Source organism: Georgenia faecalis (assembly GCF_003710105.1).
In the GTDB taxonomy this organism is placed as follows: domain Bacteria; phylum Actinomycetota; class Actinomycetes; order Actinomycetales; family Actinomycetaceae; genus Georgenia_A; species Georgenia_A faecalis.
Genome location: NZ_CP033325.1, coordinates 1,384,953 through 1,410,123, shown reverse-complemented (window position 1 = coordinate 1,410,123; position 25,171 = coordinate 1,384,953). Strand labels below are relative to the sequence as shown.

General features: G+C 73.5%; 22 protein-coding genes. 7 read left to right on the top strand and 15 right to left on the bottom strand.

Annotated features, from left to right (window positions below; all coding sequences use genetic code 11):
- Nucleotides 1-48: 48 nt before the first annotated feature.
- From EBO36_RS06055 to EBO36_RS06035, 5 genes are all read left to right on the top strand, one after another.
- Nucleotides 49-2,118, top strand: a complete 2,070-nt coding sequence (locus EBO36_RS06055) for a thioredoxin domain-containing protein (protein WP_122823819.1) — start codon at nt 49-51, stop codon at nt 2,116-2,118.
- 483 nt (nt 2,119-2,601) lie between these two features.
- The gene (locus EBO36_RS06050; protein ID WP_122823818.1) at nt 2,602-3,792 is read left to right on the top strand and encodes a Fic family protein; all 1,191 of its coding nucleotides are present in this window, start codon (nt 2,602-2,604) and stop codon (nt 3,790-3,792) included.
- A gap of 83 nt (nt 3,793-3,875) precedes the next feature.
- Nucleotides 3,876-4,241, top strand: a complete 366-nt coding sequence (locus EBO36_RS06045; RefSeq protein ID WP_122823817.1) for an ArsR/SmtB family transcription factor — start codon at nt 3,876-3,878, stop codon at nt 4,239-4,241.
- On the top strand, nt 4,238-4,735 hold the full coding sequence (locus tag EBO36_RS06040; RefSeq protein WP_122823816.1) for an SRPBCC family protein: 498 nt from the start codon (nt 4,238-4,240) through the stop codon (nt 4,733-4,735). The genes EBO36_RS06045 and EBO36_RS06040 overlap by 4 nt, the downstream gene beginning before the upstream one ends.
- A gap of 79 nt (nt 4,736-4,814) precedes the next feature.
- Nucleotides 4,815-5,933 (top strand): AAA family ATPase, encoded by a 1,119-nt coding sequence (locus tag EBO36_RS06035; RefSeq protein WP_122823815.1) that lies wholly within the window; start codon nt 4,815-4,817, stop codon nt 5,931-5,933.
- Between the two features lie 5 nt (nt 5,934-5,938).
- Here EBO36_RS06035 and EBO36_RS06030 read toward each other — a convergent pair whose 3' ends face one another.
- From EBO36_RS06030 to EBO36_RS06020, 3 genes are read right to left on the bottom strand one after another with little or no spacing between them, the layout of a single operon-like run.
- Entirely contained in the window at nt 5,939-6,430 is a 492-nt protein-coding gene (locus EBO36_RS06030; RefSeq protein WP_122823814.1) for a GNAT family N-acetyltransferase, read from the bottom strand.
- A gap of 50 nt (nt 6,431-6,480) precedes the next feature.
- Nucleotides 6,481-6,951, bottom strand: a complete 471-nt coding sequence (locus tag EBO36_RS06025) for an anthrone oxygenase family protein (protein ID WP_122823813.1) — start codon at nt 6,949-6,951, stop codon at nt 6,481-6,483.
- The gene (locus EBO36_RS06020; RefSeq protein ID WP_122823812.1) at nt 6,948-7,817 is read right to left on the bottom strand and encodes a Rossmann-fold NAD(P)-binding domain-containing protein; all 870 of its coding nucleotides are present in this window, start codon (nt 7,815-7,817) and stop codon (nt 6,948-6,950) included. Before EBO36_RS06020 ends, EBO36_RS06025 begins: the two co-directional genes overlap by 4 nt.
- A gap of 207 nt (nt 7,818-8,024) precedes the next feature.
- Here EBO36_RS06020 and EBO36_RS06015 point away from each other — a divergent pair, with 207 nt between their 5' ends.
- Entirely contained in the window at nt 8,025-8,969 is a 945-nt protein-coding gene (locus EBO36_RS06015; protein ID WP_122823811.1) for an AraC family transcriptional regulator, read from the top strand.
- A gap of 67 nt (nt 8,970-9,036) precedes the next feature.
- Here the strand turns inward: EBO36_RS06015 and pyk are convergent, their stop codons facing one another.
- The 4 genes from pyk to lgt all read right to left on the bottom strand — a co-directional run bounded on the left by pyk (nt 9,037) and on the right by lgt (nt 18,040).
- A complete protein-coding gene (gene pyk / locus EBO36_RS06010) occupies nt 9,037-10,461 on the bottom strand; it encodes a pyruvate kinase (protein ID WP_122823810.1) in 1,425 nt (474 codons plus the stop codon).
- Between the two features lie 50 nt (nt 10,462-10,511).
- Nucleotides 10,512-11,990 (bottom strand): glutamate synthase subunit beta, encoded by a 1,479-nt coding sequence (locus EBO36_RS06005; RefSeq protein ID WP_122823809.1) that lies wholly within the window; start codon nt 11,988-11,990, stop codon nt 10,512-10,514.
- The gene (gltB, locus tag EBO36_RS06000) at nt 11,983-16,557 is read right to left on the bottom strand and encodes a glutamate synthase large subunit (RefSeq protein ID WP_122823808.1); all 4,575 of its coding nucleotides are present in this window, start codon (nt 16,555-16,557) and stop codon (nt 11,983-11,985) included. The genes EBO36_RS06005 and gltB overlap by 8 nt, the downstream gene beginning before the upstream one ends.
- A 409-nt stretch (nt 16,558-16,966) precedes the next feature.
- A complete protein-coding gene (gene lgt / locus EBO36_RS05995) occupies nt 16,967-18,040 on the bottom strand; it encodes a prolipoprotein diacylglyceryl transferase (RefSeq protein ID WP_122823807.1) in 1,074 nt (357 codons plus the stop codon).
- 227 nt (nt 18,041-18,267) lie between these two features.
- On the opposite strand from lgt, the gene EBO36_RS05990 reads away from it, so the two are divergent.
- On the top strand, nt 18,268-18,474 hold the full coding sequence (locus EBO36_RS05990) for a hypothetical protein (protein WP_122823806.1): 207 nt from the start codon (nt 18,268-18,270) through the stop codon (nt 18,472-18,474).
- An 86-nt stretch (nt 18,475-18,560) separates the two neighbouring features.
- On the opposite strand, the gene trpA is transcribed toward EBO36_RS05990, so the two are convergent.
- From trpA to hisI, 8 genes are all read right to left on the bottom strand, one after another.
- On the bottom strand, nt 18,561-19,385 hold the full coding sequence (trpA, locus tag EBO36_RS05985; RefSeq protein WP_122823805.1) for a tryptophan synthase subunit alpha: 825 nt from the start codon (nt 19,383-19,385) through the stop codon (nt 18,561-18,563).
- The gene (gene trpB / locus EBO36_RS05980) at nt 19,382-20,710 is read right to left on the bottom strand and encodes a tryptophan synthase subunit beta (RefSeq protein ID WP_122823804.1); all 1,329 of its coding nucleotides are present in this window, start codon (nt 20,708-20,710) and stop codon (nt 19,382-19,384) included. Before trpB ends, trpA begins: the two co-directional genes overlap by 4 nt.
- Complete coding sequence (trpC, locus tag EBO36_RS05975; RefSeq protein ID WP_122823803.1) at nt 20,707-21,522, bottom strand: indole-3-glycerol phosphate synthase TrpC; 816 nt, start codon at nt 21,520-21,522, stop codon at nt 20,707-20,709. Before trpC ends, trpB begins: the two co-directional genes overlap by 4 nt.
- Nucleotides 21,523-21,653: 131 nt before the next feature.
- Nucleotides 21,654-22,046 (bottom strand): hypothetical protein, encoded by a 393-nt coding sequence (locus tag EBO36_RS05970; protein ID WP_164471370.1) that lies wholly within the window; start codon nt 22,044-22,046, stop codon nt 21,654-21,656.
- A gap of 31 nt (nt 22,047-22,077) precedes the next feature.
- On the bottom strand, nt 22,078-22,359 hold the full coding sequence (locus EBO36_RS05965; protein WP_127572682.1) for an HGxxPAAW family protein: 282 nt from the start codon (nt 22,357-22,359) through the stop codon (nt 22,078-22,080).
- Nucleotides 22,360-22,394: 35 nt separating this feature from the next.
- On the bottom strand, nt 22,395-23,120 hold the full coding sequence (locus EBO36_RS05960) for a Trp biosynthesis-associated membrane protein (RefSeq protein ID WP_122823801.1): 726 nt from the start codon (nt 23,118-23,120) through the stop codon (nt 22,395-22,397).
- Nucleotides 23,117-24,721: an anthranilate synthase component I gene (locus EBO36_RS05955; RefSeq protein ID WP_122823800.1), complete on the bottom strand. Its 1,605-nt coding sequence runs from the start codon at nt 24,719-24,721 to the stop codon at nt 23,117-23,119. The genes EBO36_RS05960 and EBO36_RS05955 overlap by 4 nt, the downstream gene beginning before the upstream one ends.
- Nucleotides 24,718-25,158 carry a phosphoribosyl-AMP cyclohydrolase gene (hisI, locus tag EBO36_RS05950; protein ID WP_122823799.1) on the bottom strand — a complete coding sequence of 147 codons (441 nt, stop codon included), beginning with the start codon at nt 25,156-25,158 and terminating at the stop codon, nt 24,718-24,720. The genes EBO36_RS05955 and hisI overlap by 4 nt, the downstream gene beginning before the upstream one ends.
- Nucleotides 25,159-25,171: the final 13 nt, after the last annotated feature.

Sequence of the window (25,171 nt, the reverse complement as noted above, 5' to 3'; positions counted from 1 at the left end):
GGGCGAGCACCGGTGGCACTCCCCACCCACCCATGTCCACCATGGGTGATGACCAACCGCCTGGCCGATGCGACGAGCCCCTACCTGCTCCAGCACAAGGACAACCCCGTCGACTGGTACGAGTGGGGTGAGGAGGCCTTCGCCGAGGCGAAGCGCCGCGACGTCCCCCTCCTCGTCTCCGTCGGGTACGCCGCCTGCCACTGGTGCCACGTCATGGCGCACGAGTCCTTCGAGGACCCCGCCGTCGCCGCGGTGATGAACGAGCAGTTCGTCAACGTCAAGGTCGACCGCGAGGAGCGCCCCGACGTCGACGCCGTGTACATGTCGGCGACGCAGGCCATGACCGGCCACGGGGGCTGGCCCATGACGGTCTTCGCCACGCCCGAGGGCGAGCCGTTCTTCTGCGGCACGTACTTCCCGCCGCGGCCGGTCCAGGGGATGCCGGCGTTTCCCCAGGTCCTCGAGGCGGTCGACCGCGCCTGGCGGGAGAACAACGAGGGCGTCCTGTCCTCCGCCCGGGACATCAGCGCGCACGTCGCCGGGATGTCGGGCCGGGGCCTGAGCAGCGCCGGCCTCGCGCTGGACGAGAACACCACCGCACGCGCGCTGTCCGCCCTTCAGTCGAGCTACGACGCCGACCGTGGCGGCTTCGGCGGTGCCCCGAAGTTCCCGCCGTCGATGCTCTGCGAGTGGCTCCTGCGCCGCGGCGCCCGCACGGGGGACGCCCGCACGCTGGACTGGGCGGCCTCCACGCTGGACGCCATGGCGCGCGGCGGGATGTACGACCAGCTCGCGGGCGGCTTCGCCCGGTACAGCGTCGACGCCGACTGGGTGGTCCCCCACTTCGAGAAGATGCTCTACGACAACGCCCTGCTGCTGCGGGTCTACCTGCACTGGTGGCGCCAGACGGGCGCCCCGCTCGGGCGGACCGTGGCGACCGAGACCGCCGAGTGGCTCCTCGCCGAGCTCCGCACGCCCGAGGGCGCGTTCGCGTCCTCCCTCGACGCCGACAGCGACGGCGAGGAAGGCGCGTTCTACGTGTGGACGCCCGACCAGATCCGCGCCGAGCTGGGCGACGAGGACGGCGCCTGGGCCGCGCACCTGTGGGGCGTCACCGACACCGGCACGTTCGAGCACGGCCGCTCCGTCCTCCAGCTGCAGGAGGACCCCGACGACGCCGAGCGCTACGCGCTGGTCCGCGCGACCCTGCACGCCGCCCGGGAGCGGCGCAACCGCCCGGGCCTCGACGACAAGGTGGTGGCGGCCTGGAACGGTCTGGTGATCGCCGCCCTCGCCGAGGCGGGCGCCCTGCTCGACCGCCCCGAGTGGGTGCGCGCCGCCGAGGAGGCGGCTGACCTCGTCCTGTCCCTGCACGACGCCGGAGGCCGGCTGGTCCGCACGTCCCGCAACGGGGTGGCCGGGACGAGCGCGGCGGTCCTCGAGGACTACGCGAACATGGCCGAAGGCCTGCTCGCCCTGTACGCCGTCACGGGGACGGAGCGGCACGCCCTCGCCGCCGGCCGACTCCTCGACGTGGTCCTCGACCACTTCGGCGGGGAGGACGGCGCCTTCTACGACACCTCCGACGACGAGACGGACGCCGTCCTCGCGCGCATCCATCGCCCCCGCGACCCCGCCGACGGCCCGACGCCGTCCGGGCACGCCGCCGCGGCCGGGGCGCTGCTCACGTACGGGGCGCTCATGGGGTCCCTCCGGCACACGGAGGCGGCCCAGGCGGCGCTCGATCACGTCGCCCCGATCGCGATGGCGTACCCGCGGGCGGCCGGCTGGGCGCTCGCGGTGGCCGAGGCGGCACTGGACGGTCCGCGCGAGGTCGCCGTCGTCGGGCCGGCGGACGACCCCGGCACGCACCAGCTCCACCTCACGGCGCTGCGGTCGTCCGCGCCGGGGCTCGTCATCGCGCTGGGCGATGGTTCCGCGGCGGGCGCGGATGGCGACACCAGTGGCCAAGACGTTTCCGCGGAAACGCCTCGCCAACAGGTGTCGCTGCTGGAGGGCCGCCCGCTGGTCGACGGCAAGCCGACGGCGTACGTCTGCCGCGGGTTCGTCTGCGAGCTGCCGACGACGGACCCGGAGGCGCTCGCCGGCCAGCTGTAGTCGCGATCGCTCCTGGTCGACCTCTCCCGGACTCGCCCAGGGGCAACGGGGCCGTTTGTCGAACTGCCGAGCGTATGGGCGGGACCGGCGATACCGCCGCGCGGAGCGCGTCAGCCCGGATCGGCTCGCTCGCGGAAGGTGCGGGTGTTCGACACGGTATCCGCGAGATGGCGGAGCCGACTGATCGGCGTCTTCATGTCTCCCGCTTCATCAACCAGCCGCATCATCTCCGCTGATTCGTCGTTGTGCCGCGCGCCGTCTGTGCACACTCCTCGGTTCACCCCGTTCACTCCGCCGCCGCGTCGTGGGACGAGGTTACGACGGCGGGGGCACCACACACATTCACCCAGACTGCCAGTTCCTTCCACCAGTTCGTCACGACGAATCCGAGCTGTGCGTGACAGCGGCGAGCCTTCCGCAAGGTGTGCCACTACGGAAGGCTCTACCGTTAGCCTTCCGTAACGTGACGAGGAGGGGAAGGCTATGGCGACGTCCTGGCCGGCGGTGGCGACCGAGCCGCGCGAGTGGGCCTCCACCCTCGACCCCGGCCACCTCACCGTGTGGGAGCGCCGCCGGGTCGAGCGCCCCTATGCCGCCAGCGTGCCGCCGCTCATCGCCGACCTGCCCGTGCGGCTCGCGCCCGACACCGTCGCGGCCGAGGCTGAGGCAAGCGCCGAGATCGTCCGCTTCGACGCCGAGATGTCGGCCCTGCCGGTCCCCATGCCCGCCGTCCTGCTGCGCAGCGAGTCCACCTCCAGCTCCCGGATCGAGAAGCTGACCTCCAACGCCCGCAACATCGCCCTCGCCGAGCTCGACCTGACCTCCAAGCAGAACGCCGAACTCATCGTCGCCAACGTGCGCGCCATGCAGGCGGCGATCGACGCGGGCCCCCGGATCACCGCGGGCACCATCATCGCCGCCCACGAAGCCCTCCTCGGACACAGCGACCCCACCATCGTCGGAGCCTTCCGTACCGACCAGGTCTGGATCGGCGGGGCGGACCACTCCCCCCACGGCGCCGAGTTCATCCCCCCGCACGCCGACCGTGTCCCCGCCCTCATCGACGACCTTGTGGCCTTCTCCGACCGCGACGACATCCCCGCCCTGACCCAGGCTGTGCTCGTGCACGCCCAGTTCGAGACCATCCACCCGTTCGTCGACGGCAACGGGCGCACCGGGCGGGCGATCATGCACACGCTCCTGCGCGGCCGGGGGCTCACCCGCCACTCCACCGTGCCGGTCTCCTCCGGCCTCCTGCGGGACACCCGCAGCTACTTCGACGCGCTCACCGCCTACCGGGACGGCGAGCCCGACCCGATCGTCCGGCAGGCGTGCGAGGCGGCCCTGGCTGCGGTGACCAACGGGCGGCAGCTGGCGGCGGACATCACCGCTGCACGCGAGGACGCCCGCACCCGGCTGCGAGCCCGCAGCGACTCGGCCGCGTGGCCGCTCATCGACGTCCTCATGCGCCAGCCGGTCATCAACGCCGAGCGCGCCGCACAGGAGCTGTCGGTCAGCACCAGGGCCGCGCGCAACGGCCTCGACCAGTTGACCGAGGCGGGCGTCATCTCCCTCGCCTCCCTCGCCCGCCGTGACCGCATCTGGCAGGCGCCGGCCGTCATCGAGGCGATGGACGCGTTTGCGCTGCGTGCCGGACGCCGCGCTCGAGGCTGAGCGGGCACGCGACGACGAGCGCAGTAGGTCAGTAGTGAGCCCTCGCCCTAGACGACGCGTAACCGTCCGGTTACGCTTTCGCCATGGACGGAGCCCGAGCGATCGCCGACCCGGTACGGCGGGAGATCCTTGAGCTCCTGCACGCCACACCGCTGTCGGCGGGGTCGATCGCGGAGCACTTCGCGATCAGCCGGCCAGCCGTGAGCAAGCACCTGCGGGTGCTCATGGAGTGCCACGTGGTCGAGGCGACCGTCGTCGGCCGCCAACGGATCTACGCGCTCCGCACCGAACCCCTGGCAGAGGTCGCCACCTACCTCACCCGGCTGCTGAGCCCCGCCGTGCCGCACCAGCTCGACGCCCTGGCCACTGAGGTCGCCCGGACCCGACGCGAGCGACGCGCCGCCGAGCGCGCTCCCACGCCCGCCACCCGGAAGAAGGAGTCAGCATGAGCACGCCAGACCCGACCGGACGACTCGTCCCGAGCACCGACGGCCACGACCTCGTCCTCACCCGCACGCTGCCGGGATCGGTCCAGGACGCTTGGGCCAGCATCACCGAACCGGACCGCACCGCGCGGTGGTACGGCCGGTGGGAAGGCACCGGCGCCCGCGGCGCCACCGTCAGGGTCCAGATGGGGTTCGAGGACGACTCGCCGTGGGTGGACGTCACCATCACCCAGTGCGAGCCGCCGCACCGGCTCCGTGTCCTCTCGACGTCGGAGGACGTCTCCTGGGACCTCTCGTTCGACCTGTCCGGCACCGGAGACCGCTGCGAGCTCCGGTTCGTCATGCACCACATCGACCCGGCGACGGTCGGCGACATCGGCCCCGGCTGGGAGTACTACCTCGACCAGCTCGTCGCGTCGGTCACCGGTACGCCACTTCCCAGCTGGGACGACTACTTCCCGGCCCAGCGCGAGTACTTCGAGCAACAGCCGCGGTGACGAGCCCCCTCTCCTCGCGCGGGACCGGCTCCCGAAGTGATCGCCCCGCGGTGTCAGCGCGGCCTCCTAGGGTGAGGTGATGATCACCACCGTCGCCGTCGAGAACTACCGCTCACTCAAGGACGTCGCCACGACGTTGGGCCCGCTCAACGTCGTCACGGGTGCCAACGGCAGCGGGAAGACGAGCTTCTACCGGGCCCTGCGCCTGCTCGCGGGCTTTACGCGGGATGGCGCCATCTCCACCCTCGCGCGCGAGGGCGGCATGCGTTCGGCGCTCCACGCCGGCCCGCGGGACAAGGGCCCGGTGACCCTACGCATGGGGTTCGCCAGCGACGACTACTCCTACGCGATCGACCTCGGTCTCCCCCAGCCGAGCAACCCGCCGGTCGGCTTCCCGCGGGACCCGGAGATCAAGACGGAGGCGGTGTGGGCCGGCGAGGTGCTCCGCGCCGGCAGCCTCCTGGCCGACCGCCGCGGCCCCCGCGTCCGCGCGCGCGACGCCGGCGGGGAGTGGCAGACCGCGAAGTGGACCCTCGGCATCCACGAGTCCCTCATGTCCGCCCTCGCCGACCCGACGGAGACGCCGGAGCTCTTCGCCGTCCGCGAGCAGGCCAGCCGGTGGCGCTTCTACGACCACTTCCGTACCGACGTCGACGCCCCCGTCCGCCGCCCGGGCCTGGCCACGTACACCCCTGTCCTGGCGGCGAGCGGGGACGACCTCGCCGGCGCCCTGCTCACCATCGAGCGGCTCGGGGACCCCGTCGCGCTGCACACCGCCATCGGCGACGCCTTCGAGGGCTCGAGGCTCACTCTCGTCGAGGACGACGACGGCACCTGCCGGATCCGCCTCGCCCAGCCCGGCGTCCTGCGCCCGCTCACCGCCCCCGAGCTCTCGGACGGGACCCTCCGGTTCCTCCTCCTCGCCGCCGCGTTGCTCTCCTCCCGGCCGCCCGGGCTGCTCGTCCTCAACGAGCCGGAGTCGAGCCTGCGCCCCAGCCTCATGCCGGCGCTGGGCGCGCTCATCGCGGGCGCCGCCGAACGCTCACAGGTCGTCGTCGTCACCCACTCCCCCGACCTCATCCGGTCCCTCAAGGCCGCCGACGCGCGCCTCATCGAGCTCGTGAAGTCGGGCGGCGTCACCACCATCGCCGACCAGGGCCTCCTCGACGCGCCGCGCTGGCAGTGGCCGGCGCGGTAGCTCCCTCACCGCCCGGCGACCGCGCTACGGCGCTCGATGAGGACGGTGTCCCGCCACCGCCCCGCCCACGGGCCGTGACTCATGAGCCCGACCCGTTCCCGGGTGCCGATCCGGCGGAACCCGTGCGCGGCGTGCAGCGCGAGGGACGCCACGTTCTCGGGAAACACCCCGGCCTCGATCGTCCAGATGCCCGCGGCCTCCGTCGACGCGATGAGGGCGTCGAGGAGCGTGTGCCCGACGCCGCGACCCCGCGCGGAGCGCGCCACGTACACCGAGTGCTCGACGACGCCCCAGTACACCTCCCGCGCCGAGGTGGGTGAGGCGGCCACCCAACCGAGGACGGTCCCGTCCGCGTCGACCGCAACGTGCCGCTGACCGGGCAGCCTCCCCGCGTCGAACGCCTCCCAGGTGGGAGCGGTGACCTCGAACGTGGCGTCGCCGGTGGCGATCCCTTCCCGGAAGATCCGCTCGGCAGCGGGCCAGTCCTCCGCCGTCATCGGCCGGACGGAAAGGGCTGTGCGGGCGGCACCGGTGGTGCCCGTCGGGATCACCCGCGCCCGACGGCGGCCGCCAGCGCGCCCGCGGCGAGCAGCCCGCTGGCCGTCCGGACCCGGTTGGCCCGGCCCCACGACCGCAGGTACCGGGGCCAGACCTCCCCGGTCCGGTCCGCCGCCAGCGCGTCGTTGAGGGGCACGTTCCGCACGACCGTCGTCCCGATGACGCCCACGAGGTAGGCCCCGGCACCGCCGGCGAGCAGCGCGGCCCGGACGCCGTCGTCGGAGCGGGCAGCGAGGACGAGGACGCCCACGGAGAGCGCCGCGGTCCCGAACATCGCCGTCATGAGTCCGGGCCTCACCGCCGCCACGTTGATCGCCCGCATGGTGTCCGCCCCACCCGTCCCGGGAAGGCGAGCCAGCGCGGGCATGACGACGGTGTCGAACGCGAAGAAGATCCCGCCCACCGCGCCGCAGCCCACGGCGGTGACGGCGACGCCGGCGGTCTCGGCCAGGCCGCTCATCGCCGCGCCTCGTCGTAGGCCGCGGACCAGGCGCCCTCCGCCGCCGTCCGGCGGGCGTAGTCGGCGAAGTCCCGCGCCGGGTGCCCGACGGCGCGCCGGACACCGTCGGTGACCGAGGCGTTGTGCCCGTCGAGGACCTCGGTGAACAGGTAGGTCATGAAGTCGACGGTGCCCTCGTCGATCCCCTGCTCGGCCATCGCCCTCGCGTACTCGTCCACCGTCACGGTCCGGTAGCGCACCGGGCGGCCGATGGCCCGCCCGACTTCCTCCGCCGCCTCGGCGAAGGTGAGCAGTCGCGGCCCGGTCACCTCGTACAGCGCCCCGTCGTGCCGGTCCTCGGTGAGCGCCGTGGTGACGACGTCGGCGATGTCCTCGGCGTCGATGAACGGCTCACCGACGGCGCCGACCGGCAGCGCGACCTCGCCGCGGAGGACGCCGTCGAGGAGGAAGCTCTCGCTGAAGTTCTGCGCGAACCAGCTCGCCCTTACGACGGTCACCGTGGTGGGCGACCCGGCGGCCGCCGCCCGCACCCGATCCTCGGCCTCCTGGGCGGCGGGCTCGCCGCGGCCGGAGAGCAGCACGAGGCGCCGCACTCCCGCCACGACGGCGGCGTCGGCGAGCGCCCCGACCGTCTCCCCCGCGCCGGGGACCGCCAGGTCGGGGACGTAGCAGAGGTAGGCCGCGCCGATGCCGTCGAGCACGGCGGGCCAGGTGGAGGGGTCCTCCCAGTCGAACGGTGGGTCGCCGGCGCGCGAGCCGATCCGGGTGCGCACACCCAGGGCGTCGAGGCGGGTGCGCACCCGGCGTCCGGTCTTGCCGGTGCCGCCGAGGACGAGCGTGGTCTTCTCCTGCGTGTGTGTGGTCATGTACCCATGCAACTCCGGGCCGGGGGAACCGGTCCATCGTTTTCCCGCTCGTGCGCATACGCGAGCGTCGCCCCGCATTCCTCCGGCGGCAGCGCGACAGGGCCGGAGAGCCCTGTGCCGGTCGCACGGTCATGATTCCGCGAGGACGTCGGCGCCCAGCCGCACGCCCCTGTCTCGCGCCGACCCGCGCCGTCTACCCTGGCGCGCATGGACCCCGTCGTCGCCCTCGTCGACGGCCCGCGGGCGCGCGGCGCCTTCGTGCTGCGCTCCGTCATGGACCCGCCGTGGTCGCTGCGGGTCGAGGACCGCGCCCCGCTCACCGTCGTCACCATGGTCCGCGGCCACGCGCACGTGCTCCCCGACTCCGCCGCGCCGGTCCACCTCGGCCCGGGCGACGTCGTCGTCCTCCAGGGCCCGGACGGGTACACGCTCGCGGACGACCCCGCCACGGCCCCGCAGGCGGTCATCCACCCGGGCCAGCGCTGCACGAGCGTCGACGGCACCGCCCTCGTCGACATCGCCGGCCTCGGCGTCCGCACCTGGGGCAACGCCGCCGACGGCGCAACGGTGATGGTGACCGGGACGTACCAGCGCCCCCACGAGGTGGGCCGGCACCTGCTCGGTGCGCTGCCGCCCGTCCTCACCCTGCGCGGCGAGGAGTGGGACGAGCCGCTCGTCGCGCTCATCGCACGGGAGAGCATCCACGACCGCCCTGGCCAGGAGGCGGTGCTCGACCGTCTCCTCGACCTCCTGCTCGTCGCCGCCCTGCGGGCGTGGTTCGACGGGCCGGGCGCCCAGCGGCCCGGGTGGTACGGCGCCACGGCCGACCCCGTCGTCGGCCACGCCCTGCGGCTCCTGCAGGACAGCCCCGCCCGTCCCTGGACGGTCGCCCACCTCGCCGCAGCCACCGGCGTCTCCCGGGCCACGCTCGCGCGCCGGTTCACCGAGCTCGTCGGCGAGCCGCCGATGTCCTTCCTCACCACCTGGCGCCTCAACCTGGCGGCGGACCTCCTGCTCGACCCCGACGCGACCCTCGCCGCGGTCGCGCGCCAGGTCGGCTACTCCACGCCGTTCGCGCTCAGCGCCGCCTTCAAGCGCCACCGCGGCGTCAGCCCGCAGGAGCACCGCACGACGAAGGCCCCGCCGGACTGATCCGGCGGGGCCCTCCAGCGTCGAGCGGTGGCGCGGCGCCCCCGGGGAGCGGGCGCGCCGACGGGCGCTAGTTGGTCGGCGGGAGCGTGCCCAGGGTGTGGACCTGGATGGAGTTCGTCGATCCCACGCGGCCCGGGGGCATGCCGGCGACGAGGACGACGCGGTCGCCGTCCTCGGCGAGCCCGGACTCCTTGAGCAGGTGGTCCACCTGGGCGACCATGTGGTCGGTGTGCTGGACCTCGGGCACCTGGTAGGTCTGCACGCCCCAGCTCAGCGCAAGCGTGTTGCGGGTCTCGGTGAGCGGGGTGAACGCGAGCAGCGGGATGGACGAGCGCAGCCGGGACATGCGGCGCGCCGAGTCACCGGACTGCGTGAAGGTGACGAGGAACTTCACGCCGAGCGTCTCGGCGATCTCGGCCGCGGCCCGGGTGATGACGCCACCGGAGGTGTGGGGGCTCGAGCCGAGCGGCGCGATGCGCTCCCGGCCCTGCTCCTCGGTGGTCTCCACGATGCGCGCCATGGTGCGCACGCACTCGATGGGGAACTTGCCCACGCTGGTCTCGCCGGAGAGCATGACGGCGTCGGCGCCGTCGAGGATGGCGTTGGCGCAGTCGGAGACCTCGGCGCGGGTGGGCCGCGGGTTGGTGATCATCGACTCGAGCACCTGCGTGGCGACGATGACGGGCTTGGCGTTGCGGCGGGCGAGCTCGACGGCGCGCTTCTGGACCAGCGGCACCTGCTCGAGCGGCAGCTCGACGCCGAGGTCACCGCGGGCGACCATGATGCCGTCGAACGCCGCGACGATCTCGACGAGGTTCTCCACGGCCTGCGGCTTCTCGATCTTGGCGATGACGGGGATCTTGCGCCCCTCCTCAGCCATGATCGCGTGGACGTCGTCGACGTCGGCGGCGTTGCGCACGAAGGACAGGGCGATGACGTCGGCCCCGACGCGCAGCGCCCAGCGCAGGTCCTCCTTGTCCTTGTCCGACAGGGCGGGAACGCTCACCGCGACGCCGGGCAGGTTGAGGCCCTTGTGGTTGGAGACCGGTCCAGGGACCTCGACGCGGGTGACGACGCGACGGCCCTCGACCTCGATGACCCGCACGGCGACCTTGCCGTCGTCGATGAGGATGCGGTCGCCGGGCTGGCAGTCGCCGGGCAGGCCCTGGTGGGTGGTGGAGGCGATCTCGGCAGTGCCGGGAACGTCCTCGGTGGTGATCGTGAAGGTCTGCCCCTCCTGGAGCTCGACCTGACCCTCGGTGAAGTTGCCCAGACGGATCTTCGGCCCCTGGAGGTCGACGAGCACCGCCACGGCCCGGCCGGAGGCCTGGGCGGCCGCGCGGACGTTGTGGTAGACGCGCTCGTGCGCCTCCACATCCCCGTGACTCCGGTTGATCCGGGCGACGTCCATACCGGCGTCGACCAGGGCTTGGACCATGTCCGGCGACTCAGTCGCCGGACCCAACGTGCAGACAATCTTCGCTCTACGCATGTCTCACACTCTACGTGGTGGGCGTTACCCGCTGCGCGGGACGTTCGGTGTCAGAGACTGATCGAGACGGTGGTAGGCAGGATCGGCGAAGGCAGCTCGGTGCGGCCGCTGAGGTAGGCGTCGACGGCGGCCGCGGCGGCCCGGCCCTCGGCGATCGCCCACACGATGAGCGACTGCCCACGGCCGGCATCGCCGGCGACAAAGACGCCGGGGACCGACGTCGCGAACTCGGCGTCGCGGGCGATCCGGCCCCGCTCGTCGAGCTCCACCCCGAGCTGCTCGACGACGCCCTCACGGGGCACGCCGACGAAGCCCATGGCGAGCAGGACCAGCTGAGCGGGCAGGAGGCGCTCGGTGCCCTCGACCGGCACCGGCCGGCCCGAGCTCATGTCGACCTCCGTGACGCGCAGGTGGGTGACGTTGCCGTCGCCGGCCGAGCCGTCGGAGACGAACTCGACGGTGCTCGTCGCGTAGACGCGCTCGCCGCCCTCCTCGTGGGCGCTGGAGACCCGGTAGAGCATCGGGTAGGTCGGCCACGGCTGGCTGGCCGGACGCTCCTCCGAGGGCCGCGGCATGATCTCGATCTGCGTGACGGAGCGGGCGCCCTGGCGCATGGCGGTGCCGAGGCAGTCCGCACCGGTGTCGCCGCCGCCGATGATGACGACGTCCTTGTCCGTGGCGAGGATCTGCCCGGGGACGGTCTCGCCGTGGACCACGCGGGTGGCCTGCGGCAGGTAGTCCATCGCCTGGTGGATCCCACCGAGCTCACGGCCCGGGACGGGCAGGTCGCGCGGGATGGTGGAGCCCATGGCGAGGACGACGGCGTCGTACCGCTCGAGAAGGTCCTCCCCGCTGAGGCCGCGCGGCCCGCCGATGTCGCTCGAGGGGCGGAACAGCGTGCCCTCGGCCTCCATCTGCGCCAGGCGGCGGTCGAGGTGCTCCTTCTCCATCTTGAACTCGGGGATGCCGTACCGCAGCAGGCCGCCGATCTTGTCCGCCCGCTCGTGGACGGCGACGGTGTGCCCGGCGCGGGTGAGCTGCTGGGCGGCCGCGAGGCCCGCGGGCCCGGAGCCGATGACGGCGACCGTCTTGCCGGTGAGCCGGTCCGGCACCTGCGGGACGACGAGGCCCTGCTCGAACGCGCGGTCGATGATCGACTGCTCGATGTTCTTGATCGTCACCGGCGGCTGGTTGATCCCCAGCACGCAGGACGTCTCGCACGGCGCGGGGCACAGCCGCCCGGTGAAGTCCGGGAAGTTGTTCGTCGCGTGCAGGCGCTCGATGGCGCCCTCCCAGTCCTCCCGGCGGGTGAGGTCGTTCCACTCCGGGATGAGGTTCCCCAGCGGGCACCCGTTGTGGCAGAACGGCACGCCGCAGTCCATGCAGCGGGTCGCCTGACGGGTGAGCGCTGCGTCGTCCTCCGAGCGCCGCTCGTACACCTCGCGGTAGTCGAGCAGGCGCACGGGCACCGGGCGGCGGGCGGGGAGCTCGCGCTCCCGGTAGGTGAGAAAACCGCGGGGGTCAGCCATGGGAGGCCTCCAAGATCGTGTTCCAGACGTCCGGCGCACCGGCGTCGAGGCCCTCCTCCGCCGCCTTCGCGAGGGCGGCGTTGACCGCGGCGAACTGCCGCGGGAGGACCTTGGTGAAGCGGGACAGGGCGGAGTCGGGGTCGGCGAGCAGCTCCGCCGCCCGCTGGGAGTCGGTGTGCTCGAGGTGCCGGCGCAGGAGGTCGAGGACGATGGAGCGGTCCTCGGCGTCGAGTGCGGCGAGGATGAGGTCGCCCTGGGCGAGCGCCGGCCCGTTGACCCGGCCGGCGTCGAGGTCGAGGACGTAGGCGGTGCCGCCGGACATGCCCGCGCCGAGGTTGCGCCCCGTCGAGCCGAGGATGACGACGGTCCCGCCGGTCATGTACTCGGCGGCGTGGTCCCCCACCCCCTCGACGACGGCGGTGGCCCCGGAGTTGCGCACGCAGAACCGCTCCCCCGCGCGTCCGGCGAGGAACAGCTCCCCGCCGGTGGCGCCGTAGGCGATGACGTTGCCGGCGATGACGTTCTCCGCCGCGGTCAGCCGCGCCTGGGTGTCCGGGCGGACCACCACGCGGCCGCCGGAGAGGCCCTTGCCGACGTAGTCGTTGGCGTCCCCGAAGAGCCGCAGCGTGATGCCGGCGGGCAGGATCGCCCCGAAGGACTGCCCGGCGGAACCGGTGAGCGTGACGTCGATCGTCCCGTCGGGCAGGCCGGCCGCCCCGTACCGCTTGGTCACCTCGTGGCCGAGCATGGTGCCGACCGTGCGGTTGACGTTGCGGATCCGGCCCTCGATGCGCACCGGGCGGCCGCCGTCGAGCGCGTCGGCGGCCTCGGCGATGAGCCACTGGTCCAGGGCCTTGTCGAGGCCGTGGTCCTGGCTCTTCACCTGGTGCAGCGCGGAGCCGGGGGCCGGCGGGACCTGGGCGAGGATCGGCGCGAGGTCGAGGCCCGACGCCTTCCAGTGCTCGATGGCCGCGCGCGTGTCGAGCAGGTCGACCTGCCCGACGGCCTCCTCGATGGAGCGCAGGCCCAGGGAGGCGAGCAGCTCGCGCACCTCCTGGGCGATGTACTCGAAGAAGGTGACGACGTACTCGGCCTTGCCGGAGAAGCGCGAGCGCAGCTCCGGGTTCTGGGTGGCCACGCCCACCGGGCAGGTGTCGAGGTGGCAGACCCGCATCATCACGCAGCCGGAGACGACGAGCGGCGCCGTCGCGAAGCCGAACTCCTCGGCGCCCAGGAGGGCGGCGATGAGCACGTCGCGGCCGGTCTTGAGCTGGCCGTCGGTCTGCACGACGATCCGGTCGCGCAGGTCATTGAGGACGAGCGTCTGCTGCGTCTCGGCGAGGCCGAGCTCCCAGGGGCCGCCCGCGTGCTTGAGCGAGGTGAGCGGGCTGGCGCCCGTGCCGCCGTCGTGCCCCGAGATGAGGACGACGTCGGCGTGCGCCTTGGACACGCCCGCCGCGACCGTGCCGACCCCCATCTCGCTCACCAGCTTGACGTGGATGCGCGCCTGCGGGTTGGCGTTCTTGAGGTCGTGGATGAGCTGGGCGAGGTCCTCGATGGAGTAGATGTCGTGGTGCGGCGGGGGCGAGATGAGCCCGACGCCGGGCGTGGAGTGCCGGGTCTTGGCCACCCACGGGTACACCTTGGGACCGGGCAGCTGGCCGCCCTCGCCGGGCTTGGCGCCCTGCGCCATCTTGATCTGGATGTCGTCGGCGTTGGTGAGGTAGTCCGAGGTCACCCCGAACCGCCCGGAGGCGACCTGCTTGATCGCCGAGCGGCGGCGCGGGTCGTGGAGGCGCTCGGTGTCCTCGCCGCCCTCACCGGTGTTCGACTTCGCGCCGAGCATGTTCATCGCGATGGCGAGGGTCTCGTGGGCCTCGGCGGAGATGGACCCGTAGGACATCGCGCCGGTGGAGAACCGCTTGACGATCTCGGAGACCGGCTCGACCTCTTCCACCGGGATGGGCTCGCGCGCGCCGTCCTTGAACCGGAACAGCCCGCGCAGGGTCATGAGCCGCTCCGACTGGGCGTTGACCCGGTCGGTGTAGGCGCGGAAGACGTCCATCTTGCGGTTCCGGGTGGAGTGCTGGAGCCGGAAGATCGTCTCGGGGTCGAAGAGGTGCTCCTCGCCCTCGCGGCGCCACTGGTACTCCCCGCCGATGCGCAGGGTGCGGTGCGCCGGGGCGATGCCCGACGGCGGGTACGCGGTGGCGTGGCGGGCCGCCACCTCCGCGGCGATGACGTCGAGGCCGACGCCGCCGAGCGGGCTGGGGGTACCGGTGAAGTACTTCTCGACGAGCGCCTCGGACAGGCCGAGCGCCTCGAACACCTGCGCGCCGCGGTAGGAGGCGACGGTGGAGATGCCCATCTTGCTCATCACCTTGAGCACGCCCTTGCCGAGCGCCTTGATGAGGTTGGCGACCGCCTTCTCCTCGGTGACGCCCTCGACGACGTCCACGTGGACGAGCTCCTCGACCGACTCCATGGCGAGGTAGGGGTTGACCGCGGCGGCGCCGTAGCCGATGAGGAGCGCGACGTGGTGCACCTCGCGCACGTCCCCGGCCTCGACGAGCAGGCTGATCTTCGTGCGGGTGCGCCGGCGCAGCGTGTGGTGGTGCACCGCGGAGGTGAGCAGCAGCGACGGGATGGGCGCGAGCTCGGCGGTGGCGTTGCGGTCGGACAGGACGATGAAGCTCGCGCCGGCGTCCACCGCGGCGTCGACCTCGGCGAAGATCTCCTCGAGGCGCTCCTCGAGGGCCGCGCCGCCGCCGGAGGCGCGGTACAGGCCGGAGACGACGACGGAGGAGAAGCCCTTGCCGGTCCGGCGGGCCTTGCCGATGTTGACGATCTTGGCGAGCTGGTCGTTGTCAATGACCGGGAACGGCACCACGAGCTTGTGGGTGTGCTCGGGGCCGTCGGCCAGGAGGTTCGGCTCGGGGCCGATCGCGCTGCCCAGCGAGGTGACGAGCTCCTCCCGGATCGCGTCCAGCGGCGGGTTGGTCACCTGGGCGAAGAGCTGGCTGAAGTAGTCGAAGAGCAGGCGCGGCCGCTTGGACAGGACGGCGACCGGGGTGTCGGTGCCCATCGAGCCCAGCGCCTCGGCCCCGTTGCGGGCCATCGGCGCGAGGATGAGGTTGAGCTCCTCCTGGCTGTAGCCGAACATCTGCTGCCGGCGGGCCACCGAGGCGCGCGAGTGCGCGACGTGCTCACGCTCGGGCAGGTCCTCGAGGTGGACGGGGTTCTCCTCCAGCCACTGCGCGTACGGGTGCACCGCGGCGAGCTCGGACTTGATCTCCTCGTCGCTGACGATGCGACCGGCGGCGGTGTCGACGAGGAACATCTTCCCCGGCTCCAGGCGCCCCTTCTGGGTGATCGTCGCGGGGTCGAGCTCGAGGACGCCGGACTCGGAGGCGAGGACCACGAGGCCGTCGTCGGTCACCCACCAGCGCCCGGGGCGCAGGCCGTTGCGGTCGAGGACGGCGCCGATGACGGTGCCGTCGGTGAAGGTCATCGCCGCCGGGCCGTCCCACGGCTCCATGAGCGTCGCGTGGTAGCCGTAGAACGCCCGCCGCTCCGGGCTCATCTCGGTGTGGTTCTCCCACGCCTCGGGGATCATCATGAGCACCGCGTGCGGGAGCGAGCGGCCGCCCAGGTGGAGCAGCTCGAGGACCTCGTCGAACGCGGCGGAGTCGCTGGCGCCCGGCGTGCAGATGGGGGCGAGGGCCTCGAGGTCGCCGAGGAGGTCGGAGCTGAGGTTGCCCTCGCGCGCGGCCATCCAGTTGCGGTTGCCGCGCAGCGTGTTGATCTCACCGTTGTGCGCGACGAGCCGGAACGGCTGCGCGAGCGGCCACGACGGGAAGGTGTTCGTCGAGAAGCGCGAGTGCACGAGCGCGAGCTCGCTCGTCATCCGCTCGTCCGAGAGGTCGGGGAAGAACGGCTGGAGCTGCGTCGTCGTGAGCATGCCCTTGTAGACGAGGGTGCGCGCCGACAGCGACGCCATGTACAGCTCGAGCTCGTGCTCCGCGCGCTTGCGCAGGCGGTAGGCGAGGCGGTCGAGCTCGAGGCCCGTGCGCGTGCCGGCCGCGTCGGCGACGAAGATCTGGCGGAAGGTGGGCATGGACGCGCGGGCCATCGGGCCGATGAACGAGCTGTCCGTGGGGACGTCGCGCCACACGAGGATGTCGAGGCCCTCCTCGCGGGCGATGCGCTCGACGCCGTCGACGGCCTTGGGCAGCGCGCCGTCCGGGGCGTTCCGGCCGGGCAGGAAGACCAGGCCGACGGCGTAGGCACCGGCCTCGGGGAGCTCCACGCCGGCGACGGCGCGGAGGAAGGCGTCGGGGACCTGCGTGAGGATGCCGGCGCCGTCGCCCGTGTTCTCCTCGGCGCCGACGGCGCCGCGGTGGTCGAGGTTGGCCAGCGCCGTGAGACCGGCGTCGACGATGTCCCGGCCGGGAGTGCCGCGCAGCGTGGCGACGAACGCGACGCCGCAGGCGTCGTGCTCGCGGGCGGGGTCGTAGAGGCCCACCCGTCCTGGTGCGCGGGGTGCGGGGGTCTGCGCTGTGTCCATCGGCGGGTACCCGTCCTCACTGCCGGAGAACCGGCATTTGCCTTGTACTTCTGGTTGGGACGCCGTCGGCCCGGTGCGCCGAAACTTTACGCCCCCTAGACCCGGTGGATGCCGCTTCCCGCCCTTGCGGGGAGGCGCGTCTTACTTTGTGGACACTGGCGCCCACCTGTCGGCCCGGCGCTAACCCCTCGCCCGGCCCCCGTCTCGCCCCACTCCCACCCCCTCATGATCATGAAGAAACGCTGGCGCGGGCGCCCGTTTCCTAGTGATCATGCCGAAACGCCGGGGCTGCGGCCTCCAGGGAGGCACCGCCGTCCCGGCCGTCGCGCCATGGTCGGGCGGGGACCCCTGCGGGACCGAATGATCATCCGTCATCGACCGGTGACCCCGCCGAAACACGGGCCGATCGTCAGTGGCGGTCGTCGTCGGCCTTGCCCGCCGTGGCGCCGCGCTCGGTCACGGAGTCCGACGCGGCCGTGGCGCCGCGCTCGGCGACGGCGTCCGGCTCGGCCACGGCGTCCGACTCAGCCGGCCGGGCGGTTGCGTCCTCGTCCTCGTCGCGATCACGGGAAGCGCCGTCGGTCCCGGCCCCGGCCTCGCCGTCGTCGTCGTCGCCGTCGTCGTCGTCGCCGGCGTCGTCGGCCGCCGGCTCACGGCCCGGCAGCCACAACGTCTCCGGGACGCCGCGGGTGCGCCGCCCGATGATGACGAAGAACGTCAGCGCGACGAGGAACACGACGATCGACGTCCACACGTTGAGCCGGAGCCCGAGGACGAGCTCGGCCTCGTCGATCCGCAGGTACTCGATCCACACCCGCCCGAGCGTGTACGACATGACGTAGAGCCAGAAGACGCGCCCGTGCTTGAGCTGGAACCGCCGCTGCGCCCAGATGATGAACGCGGCCGCGGCGAAGTTCCACAGCATCTCGTAGAGGAACGTCGGGTGGAACAGCGTGCCGGACTCGTAGCCGGGGCGCAGGTAGCGGTCGTCGATCTCGAGGCCCCAGGGCAGGGTCGTCGGCGCGCCGTACAGCTCCTGGTTGAAGTAGTTGCCGAGCCGGCCGATCCCCTGGGCGACGAGCAGGCCCGGGGCGAGGGCGTCCGCGAACGGCGCGAGGCGCAGCCCCCGACGGCGCAGCGCGATCCACGCGCCGAGGCCGCCGAGCGGGATGGCGCCCCAGATCCCGAGCCCGCCGTTCCAGATCTCGATGATGCGCGCCGGGTTCCCGTCGGGGCCGAAGTACGCGTCCGGCGAGGAGAAGACGTGGTAGAGCCGGCCGCCGATGATGCCGAAGGGCACCATCCAGACGGCGACATCGATGGCGGTGTCGGGCGGACCGCCCTTGGCGGTGTAGCGGCGGTCGAGGATCCACCACGCCGCGAGGATGCCGAGGCCGATGGCGATGGCGTAGGCACGGATCGGCAGCGGCCCGAGGTACCACACGGACTCGGGCGGGCTGGGGATCGAGGCGAGGACCGTCACCCCGGAAGGGTAACGGCGCAGGGCCGGCACTCCTACAGCCCCGACGGCTGGGCGGGTTGTCGACGCGGACGCGGCGCTGCGGCCGATCTGCGCCGCAGCGGCGGCTCATGTGCCCCGGAGGGGGCTCATGTGCCCCGGAGGGACGTCAACGGGTGAGATTGCAGCGCTATAACCACCGTGATGTCACCCGTTAACGCCAGAGACGCGGCCCCCGCCGGCACTTCTGCATGATCACGAGGGAGGAGCGCGACACCGGGGCCTCCGACGTGTCACTGCGGTCCGTCATCGAGCACCTGCAGCGGGCCGACGCCCTCGTGCGAGCAGGGCGATCCGACGACGCGGGTGCGTTCCTCGACATCGCTAGGCGTCTTGTCGCCGACTCGTGGTCGTTCCGGTCCGACGTGGCGGCGAAGGTCCTCGAGGTCGAGCCCTGAGTCTGGCTGCGGCGCCAGCGTTTCTGCTAGATCACGACACGTTGAGGTGACGGAGTGGCCTTGAACTTCCCGAACGGGCGCGCGCGTCAGGCGCCGTGTGCGCCTTGGGCCAGCTCCGCCGTGAGCGCGGCGAGGTCCCGCAGGCCGGCGGCGCGGTCCTCGTCGGCGCGCTGGAGGGTCCGCACGAGCGCCGAGCCGACGATGACGCCGTCGGAGAACTCCGCGATCTGCGCCGCCTGCTCCCGGGTGGACACGCCCAGCCCCACGCACACACGCTCGGCGCCGGCCTGCCGGGTGCGGGCGACGAGCTCGCGCGCGTGGTCGTCGACGGTGCTGCGTACGCCGGTGACACCCATGGTCGACGCGGCGTAGACGAACCCGCGCGAGGCCTGCGCCGTCATCTCCAGGCGCGCCGTGGTGGAGCTCGGGGCGACGAGGAAGATCCGGTCGAGGCCGTGGGCCTCGGACGCGGCGATCCACTCCCCCGCCTCGTCGGGGACGAGGTCCGGCGTGATGAGGCCCGCGCCGCCCGCGGAGGCGAGGTCGCGCGCGAAGCGGTCGACGCCGTAGCGGTGCACGGGGTTCCAGTACGTCATGACGACGACGGCGGCCCCGGTCGCGGCCACCTGCTCGACGGCGTGGAGGACGTCCCTGGTCCGGGTCCCCCGGTCGAGCGCGGCCTGGGCGGCGGCCTGGATGACGGCGCCGTCCATGCCGGGGTCGGAGTACGGCAGGCCGAGCTCGACGACGTCGGCGCCGTGGTCCACGAGGGTCCGCGCGGCGTCGATGGAGGTGGCGACGTCGGGGAACCCGACGGGCAGGTACCCGATGAGCGCCGAGCCGCCGCGCGCCCGGGCGTCGTCGATCGCCGTGGCGGTCGAGCGGGTGGTCGGGGCGTTCGTCGTGCTCACAGCTCCACGCTTCCGGTCGCGTTGTACCCGGCGCCGTCCACGGAACCGGTCTTCTCGGCGTCCTCGGGCGCGGGCGCGGCCTCGGGGACGTGGCCGTCGTGCTCGGCGGGGTCGAGGAGCTCGAACCACGCGGCGGCAGTCTCGACGTCCTTGTCCCCGCGGCCGGAGAGGTTGACGAGGATGGTCGGCGCGGGCTCCCCCGCGTCCCGGGCGGCGCGGCCCACGCGCAGGGCGCCGGCGAGGGCGTGCGCGCTCTCGATGGCGGGGATGATGCCCTCGGTCCGGCACAGCAGCCGGAACGCCTCCATGGCCTCGGCGTCGGTGACGGGCTCGTACTCGGCCCGTCCGATGCTCGACAGCCACGAGTGCTCCGGCCCGACGCCCGGGTAGTCCAGGCCCGCGGAGATGGAGTGCGACTCGACGGTCTGGCCGTCCTCGTCCTGGAGGAGGAAGCTGCGCGCGCCGTGGAGGACGCCGGGCTCGCCGCCGGTGATGGAGGAGGCGTGCCGGCCGGTCTCCACGCCGTCGCCGCCGGCCTCGAGGCCGAGCAGGCGCACGCCGTCGTCGTCGAGGAAGGCGTTGAAGATGCCGATCGCGTTCGACCCGCCGCCCACGCACGCGCAGACGACGTCGGGCAGCGCCCCGGTGAGCGCGAGCACCTGGGCGCGCGCCTCCTCACCGATGATCTTCTGCAGGTCGCGGACCATCGCGGGGAACGGGTGCGGGCCGGCGGCCGTGCCGAAGAGGTAGTTCGTCGTCTCAACGTTGGTCACCCAGTCGCGGAACGCCTCGTTGATCGCGTCCTTGAGGGTGCGTGAGCCGGTCGAGACCGGCACCACCTCGGCGCCGAGCAGACGCATCCGGGCGACGTTGAGGGCCTGGCGGCGCACGTCCTCCTCGCCCATGTAGACCGTGCAGTCGAGGCCGAGGAGCGCCGCCGCGGTGGCCGTGGCGACGCCGTGCTGGCCGGCGCCGGTCTCGGCGATGATCCGCTTCTTGCCGATGGAGCGGGTGAGCAGCGCCTGGCCGAGCACGTTGTTGATCTTGTGCGAGCCGGTGTGGTTGAGGTCCTCGCGCTTGAGGAGCACCCGCGCCCCGCCCGCGTGCTCGGCGAAGCGGGGCACCTCGGTGAGGATGCTCGGGCGTCCGGTGTAGGTCCGGTGCAGCTCGTCGAGCTCGGCCTGGAACGCCGGGTCGACCTTGAGCTGCTCCCACGCCGCGGACAGGTCGTCGAGCGCGGCGATGAGCGCCTCGGGGACGAACCGCCCGCCGAACTCGCCGAAGTACGGCCCCTCCGCGCCGGCCAGGGCGCCGGTGGCGGTCATCGGCGTGCCGATCGCAGGGCGGGGTGGGAGCCCGCGGCGACCATGTCCGCCACGGAGCGGCGCGGGTCGCCCTGGGTGACGAGCGCCTCGCCGACGAGGACGACGTCGGCGCCGGAGCGCGCGTAGTCGAGGACGTCGTGGGGTCCGCGGACGCCGGACTCGGCGACGCGCAGCACGCCGCCGGGGATGACGTCGACGACGGAGGCGAAGACCGAGCGGTCGACCTGCAGGGTGTGGAGGTTGCGGGCGTTGACGCCGACGACGCGCGCCCCGGCGTCGACGGCGCGCACGGCCTCCTCGCGGTCGTGCGCCTCGACGAGCGCGGTCATCCCGAGGGAGTGGACCCGTTCGACGAGGGAGGTGAGGACGGTCTGCTCGAGCGCCGCGACGATGAGCAGGCACAGGTCGGCGCCCCAGGCGCGCGCCTCCCACACCTGGTACGGGGTGACGATGAAGTCCTTGCGCAGGACGGGGACGTCGACGGCGGCACGGACGGCCCCCAGGTCCTCCAGGCTTCCGCCGAAGCGGCGGCGCTCGGTGAGGACGCTGATGGCGCTGGCCCCGCCGGCCTCGTACTCGCCGGCCAGGCCGGCCGGGTCGGCGATGTCCGCCAGGGCGCCCTTGCTCGGGCTGGACCGCTTGACCTCAGCGATGATCGTCACAGCCTCGCCGGTGCCGCGCAGCGCGGCGACGGCGTCCTTCGCCTGCGGGGTGCGCGCGGCGCGTTCCTTGACGTCCGCGAGCGGCGTGCGCTCCTCGCGCACGGCCAGGTCCTCGCGGACGCCGGCGATGATCTCTTCCAGGACCGTCACACCATGCTCCCCTCGTGTGGCTGACGCGGGCCATCGTAGGCCGGACCGCGGACACGGCCGGACCCGCGTCCGTCGGGCGGTCGACGGCGAGGCGGCCCCGGGAGGGGTGCGCCGCCCGTCGGACGGGCGCCTCAGCCGCCGCTGGCGCCCAGCGCGACGAGCCCGATGACGGCGAGCGCGTACATGAGCACGCCGACGACGCCGAGCACCAAGGCGATGATCGCGGCCGCGCGGTTGTTGGCACGGCCCGCCGCGATGGCGCGCAGCGCCATGACGCCGAGGACGACGGCGCCGGCGGTGCCGAGGATGCCCAGCGGCAGGGCGATCACCACCGGGAAGATGAGCGCGAACATGGCGACGATGCCGGCGACGAGCGCCGCGGTCCCCAGCCGGTTCTTCTCGGTCGGCGAGGTGGCCGACCCGTCACCGTAGTGCGCCGCCATGCCCGCCTCCTGGCCGGCGCGCGCCTGCTCCGAGCCGTAGCTCCGGTCGCGCGACGGCCTGCTCGCGCGGCGGTCTCTCATGTTCTCTCCAGGGATCGACGGCGGCACGGGCTCAGGCGTACCAGTCGTCCGACGCCGCGCGGCGGCTCTCGTCGGACTTCGGCTGGCCCATGCCCATGGCGCGCAGGATGCCGCTCACGACGAGGCCGATGACGACGATGGCCGCACCGGCGCCGATGACCCAGATGTTCCAGGCGATGAGGCCGAGGGCGGCGACGAGGACACCCAGCGAGACACCCCAGATGAGGGTCCACGAGGCGACCGTCTTGCCGTGGTTCGCGAACGGCGCCGTCGGCGGCAGGTCGTACGTGCGGTTGGCGCCGTGCTCAGCCATGTCCCAGTCCTCCAAGCGTGCGAATGCCCGCCAGCCTATCGGGCCTCGGGGGTGGAGGGGTCCTCACCCCGGCCGAGCGCGTCCCAGTCGTCCATCGCCTGCACCCGTTCGGTGACCTCGGGCCGGGTGCCGCCGCCGGCCACTGCGCCATCCGTCGGCGCGCCACCGGCCGTCGGGCCACCGGCCGTCGGGCCACCGGCCGCCGGGCCACCCGCGGCCACGGCGCGCCCCGGCGCGGGCGCCGGGGACGCGTCCCGCTCGAACCGGCGCCCCACCCGCGCCCACCCGGGGGCCGCGAGGACGACGACGACGCCGGTCAGCGCGAGGAGCACCCCGACGGCGACCGTCGCGTAGGGCCAGGGCGTGAGCGTGGCGGCGCCGTCGAGCGCTGCCACGCCGGTCATCTCGGCAGCGGCGTCGAGGGCGGGCGCCTCCGGGTCGGTGAGGAAGGCCACGGTCGCACCCGCGGCCAGGGCGCCGACACCGGCGATGGCGACCCCACCGACGGTGGCGGCCCACCGGCCCCCGATCGCCACGGCCAGCGCGGCGGCGGCCGCGGCGAGGGACGCCCCGACGACGGCGGGCACGGCGTCGGTGCCGCTGAGGGCGAGCTCGCTGCTCGCCAGGACCGTGCGGACGTCGGCGCGGACCCAGGTCATCGCGGCGAGCAGGAGCACGAGGGCACTGCCGACGACGACGGCGAGGACCGCCGTGCCCCGGCGCACGGGCAGCCCGGCCCCCCGGCGCGTGGGCACGCTCATGACGCGCCCGCGACCTCGTCCGCGCCGTCGTCCGCGCCGTCGTCCGCGCCGTCGTCCGCGCCCGCCCGGCGCAGCGCCGCGGCGCCCTCGACGGCCCGCACGGCGGCGGCCGCCTTGTTCCGGGACTCCTCGTACTCGGTCACCGGCACGGAGTCCGCGACGATGCCGGCGCCCGCCTGCACGCTCGCGACGCCGTCGCGGATGAACGCGGTGCGGATCGCGATCGCCATGTCGACGTTCCCGGCGAAGTCGAAGTACCCCACGGTCCCGCCGTAGATCCCGCGCCGCGCGGGCTCGAGGGTGTCGATGAGCTCGATGGCGCGCGGCTTCGGCGCGCCGGACAGGGTCCCGGCGGGGAACGTCGCCGTGAGGCAGTCGAGGGCGCTCGCGCCGTCGCGCAGGGTCCCCGACACCGTCGAGGACATGTGCATGATGTGGCTGTACCGCTTGATCTCCATGAGCTCGACGACCTCGACGGTCTCCGGGCGGCAGACCTTGACGAGGTCGTTGCGCGCGAGGTCGACGAGCATGATGTGCTCGGAGCGCTCCTTGGGGTCTGCGAGCAGCTCCTCGGCCAGCTCCCGGTCGGCCTCCGGCGTCGCCCCGCGCGGCCGCGACCCCGCGATGGGGAAGGTAATGACGGTGCCGGCGTCGGCCTTGACGAGCGTCTCCGGGCTGGAGCCCACGACGGCGAACGTGCCGGTGGCGCCGTCGTCGGCGACGTCGGGGAGCTGGAGGTAGTACATGTACGGGCTCGGGTTGATCGTCCGCAGCACGCGGTAGACCTCGAGCGGCTCGGCGGGGCAGTCGATGTCCAGGCGCTGGGACAGGACGAGCTGGAAGACCTCGCCGTCGCGGATGGCCTCCTTCGCCGCGAGGACGCCGGTCTCGTACTCCTCCTGGGTGGTGCGGAAGCGCAGCGCGCCGACGTCGGCCGTGGCCCCGGCCACCGCCGCGTGGGAACGGGTGGGGGCGAGGAGGGCGCGCTCCATGGCGTCGAGGCGGGCGACGGCGTCGGCGTGGGCCTCGTCCACCCGGGCGTCGGTGTCGTCGAAGTTGATGGCGTTGGCGATGAGCCACACCGAGCCGTCGGTGTGGTCGACGGCGGCGACGTCGCTCGCCAGGCAGAGGGCGACCTCGGGGGCGTCCAGCTCCACCGGGGCGAGGGCGCGCAGGCGCGGCTCCCACTGGCGCAGGACATCCCAGCCGAGCGCGCCGACGAGGCCGCCGGTGAGCGGGGGGAGGTCGGGCAGGGCGGGGGTGTGGAGCGCGTCGAGGGTGCGCCGCAGGACGTCGAGGACCGGCCCCGACTCGGGGATGCCGACCGGGACGTCGCCCACCCAGCGGGCCTCGCCGCCCCGGGCCAGCAGCGTGGCGCGCGAGTGGACGCCGACGAAGGACCAGCGCGACCAGGCGCCCTGCTCGGCGGACTCGAGGATGAAGGTGCCGGGGCGTCCGCCGGCGAGCTGGCGGTACAGGCCGACGGGCGTGACGTCGTCGGCGAGGAGGCGCCGCACGACCGGGACGACGCGGCGGTCGGCGGCGAGGTCCCGGAAGCCCTCGAGGCTCGGCCAGGTCTCGCCCCACGTGGGCGCGCTCACGACGCCGCCCCCGGCCCGTTGCCCGCGGGCTCGCCAGCGGCAGGCCCTTCGCCCGCAGGCTCGCCCTCCGGCGCCGCGCCGACGACCACGGGCAGGTCGCCCCCGGCCTCGAAGCACGTGCGGGCGCCCGTGTGGCAGGCGGCCCCCACCTGGTGGACGCGGACGAGGAGCGCGTCGCCGTCGCAGTCGAGCTGGACGCGGCGCACGTGCTGGCTGTGCCCGGACGTGTCGCCCTTGCGCCAGTACTCCTGCCGGGAGCGCGACCAGAACGTCACCCGCCCGCTGGAGAGGGTGCGGGCGAGGGCCTCGTCGTCCATCCAGCCGACCATGAGCACCTCACCGGTGCGGTCCTCCTGGACGACGGCGCACACGAGCCCGTGCTCGTCGTGCTTGAGTCGTGCCGCGATCGCCGGGTCGAGGGTGCTGGGTTCTGCCACGCCACGATCTTGC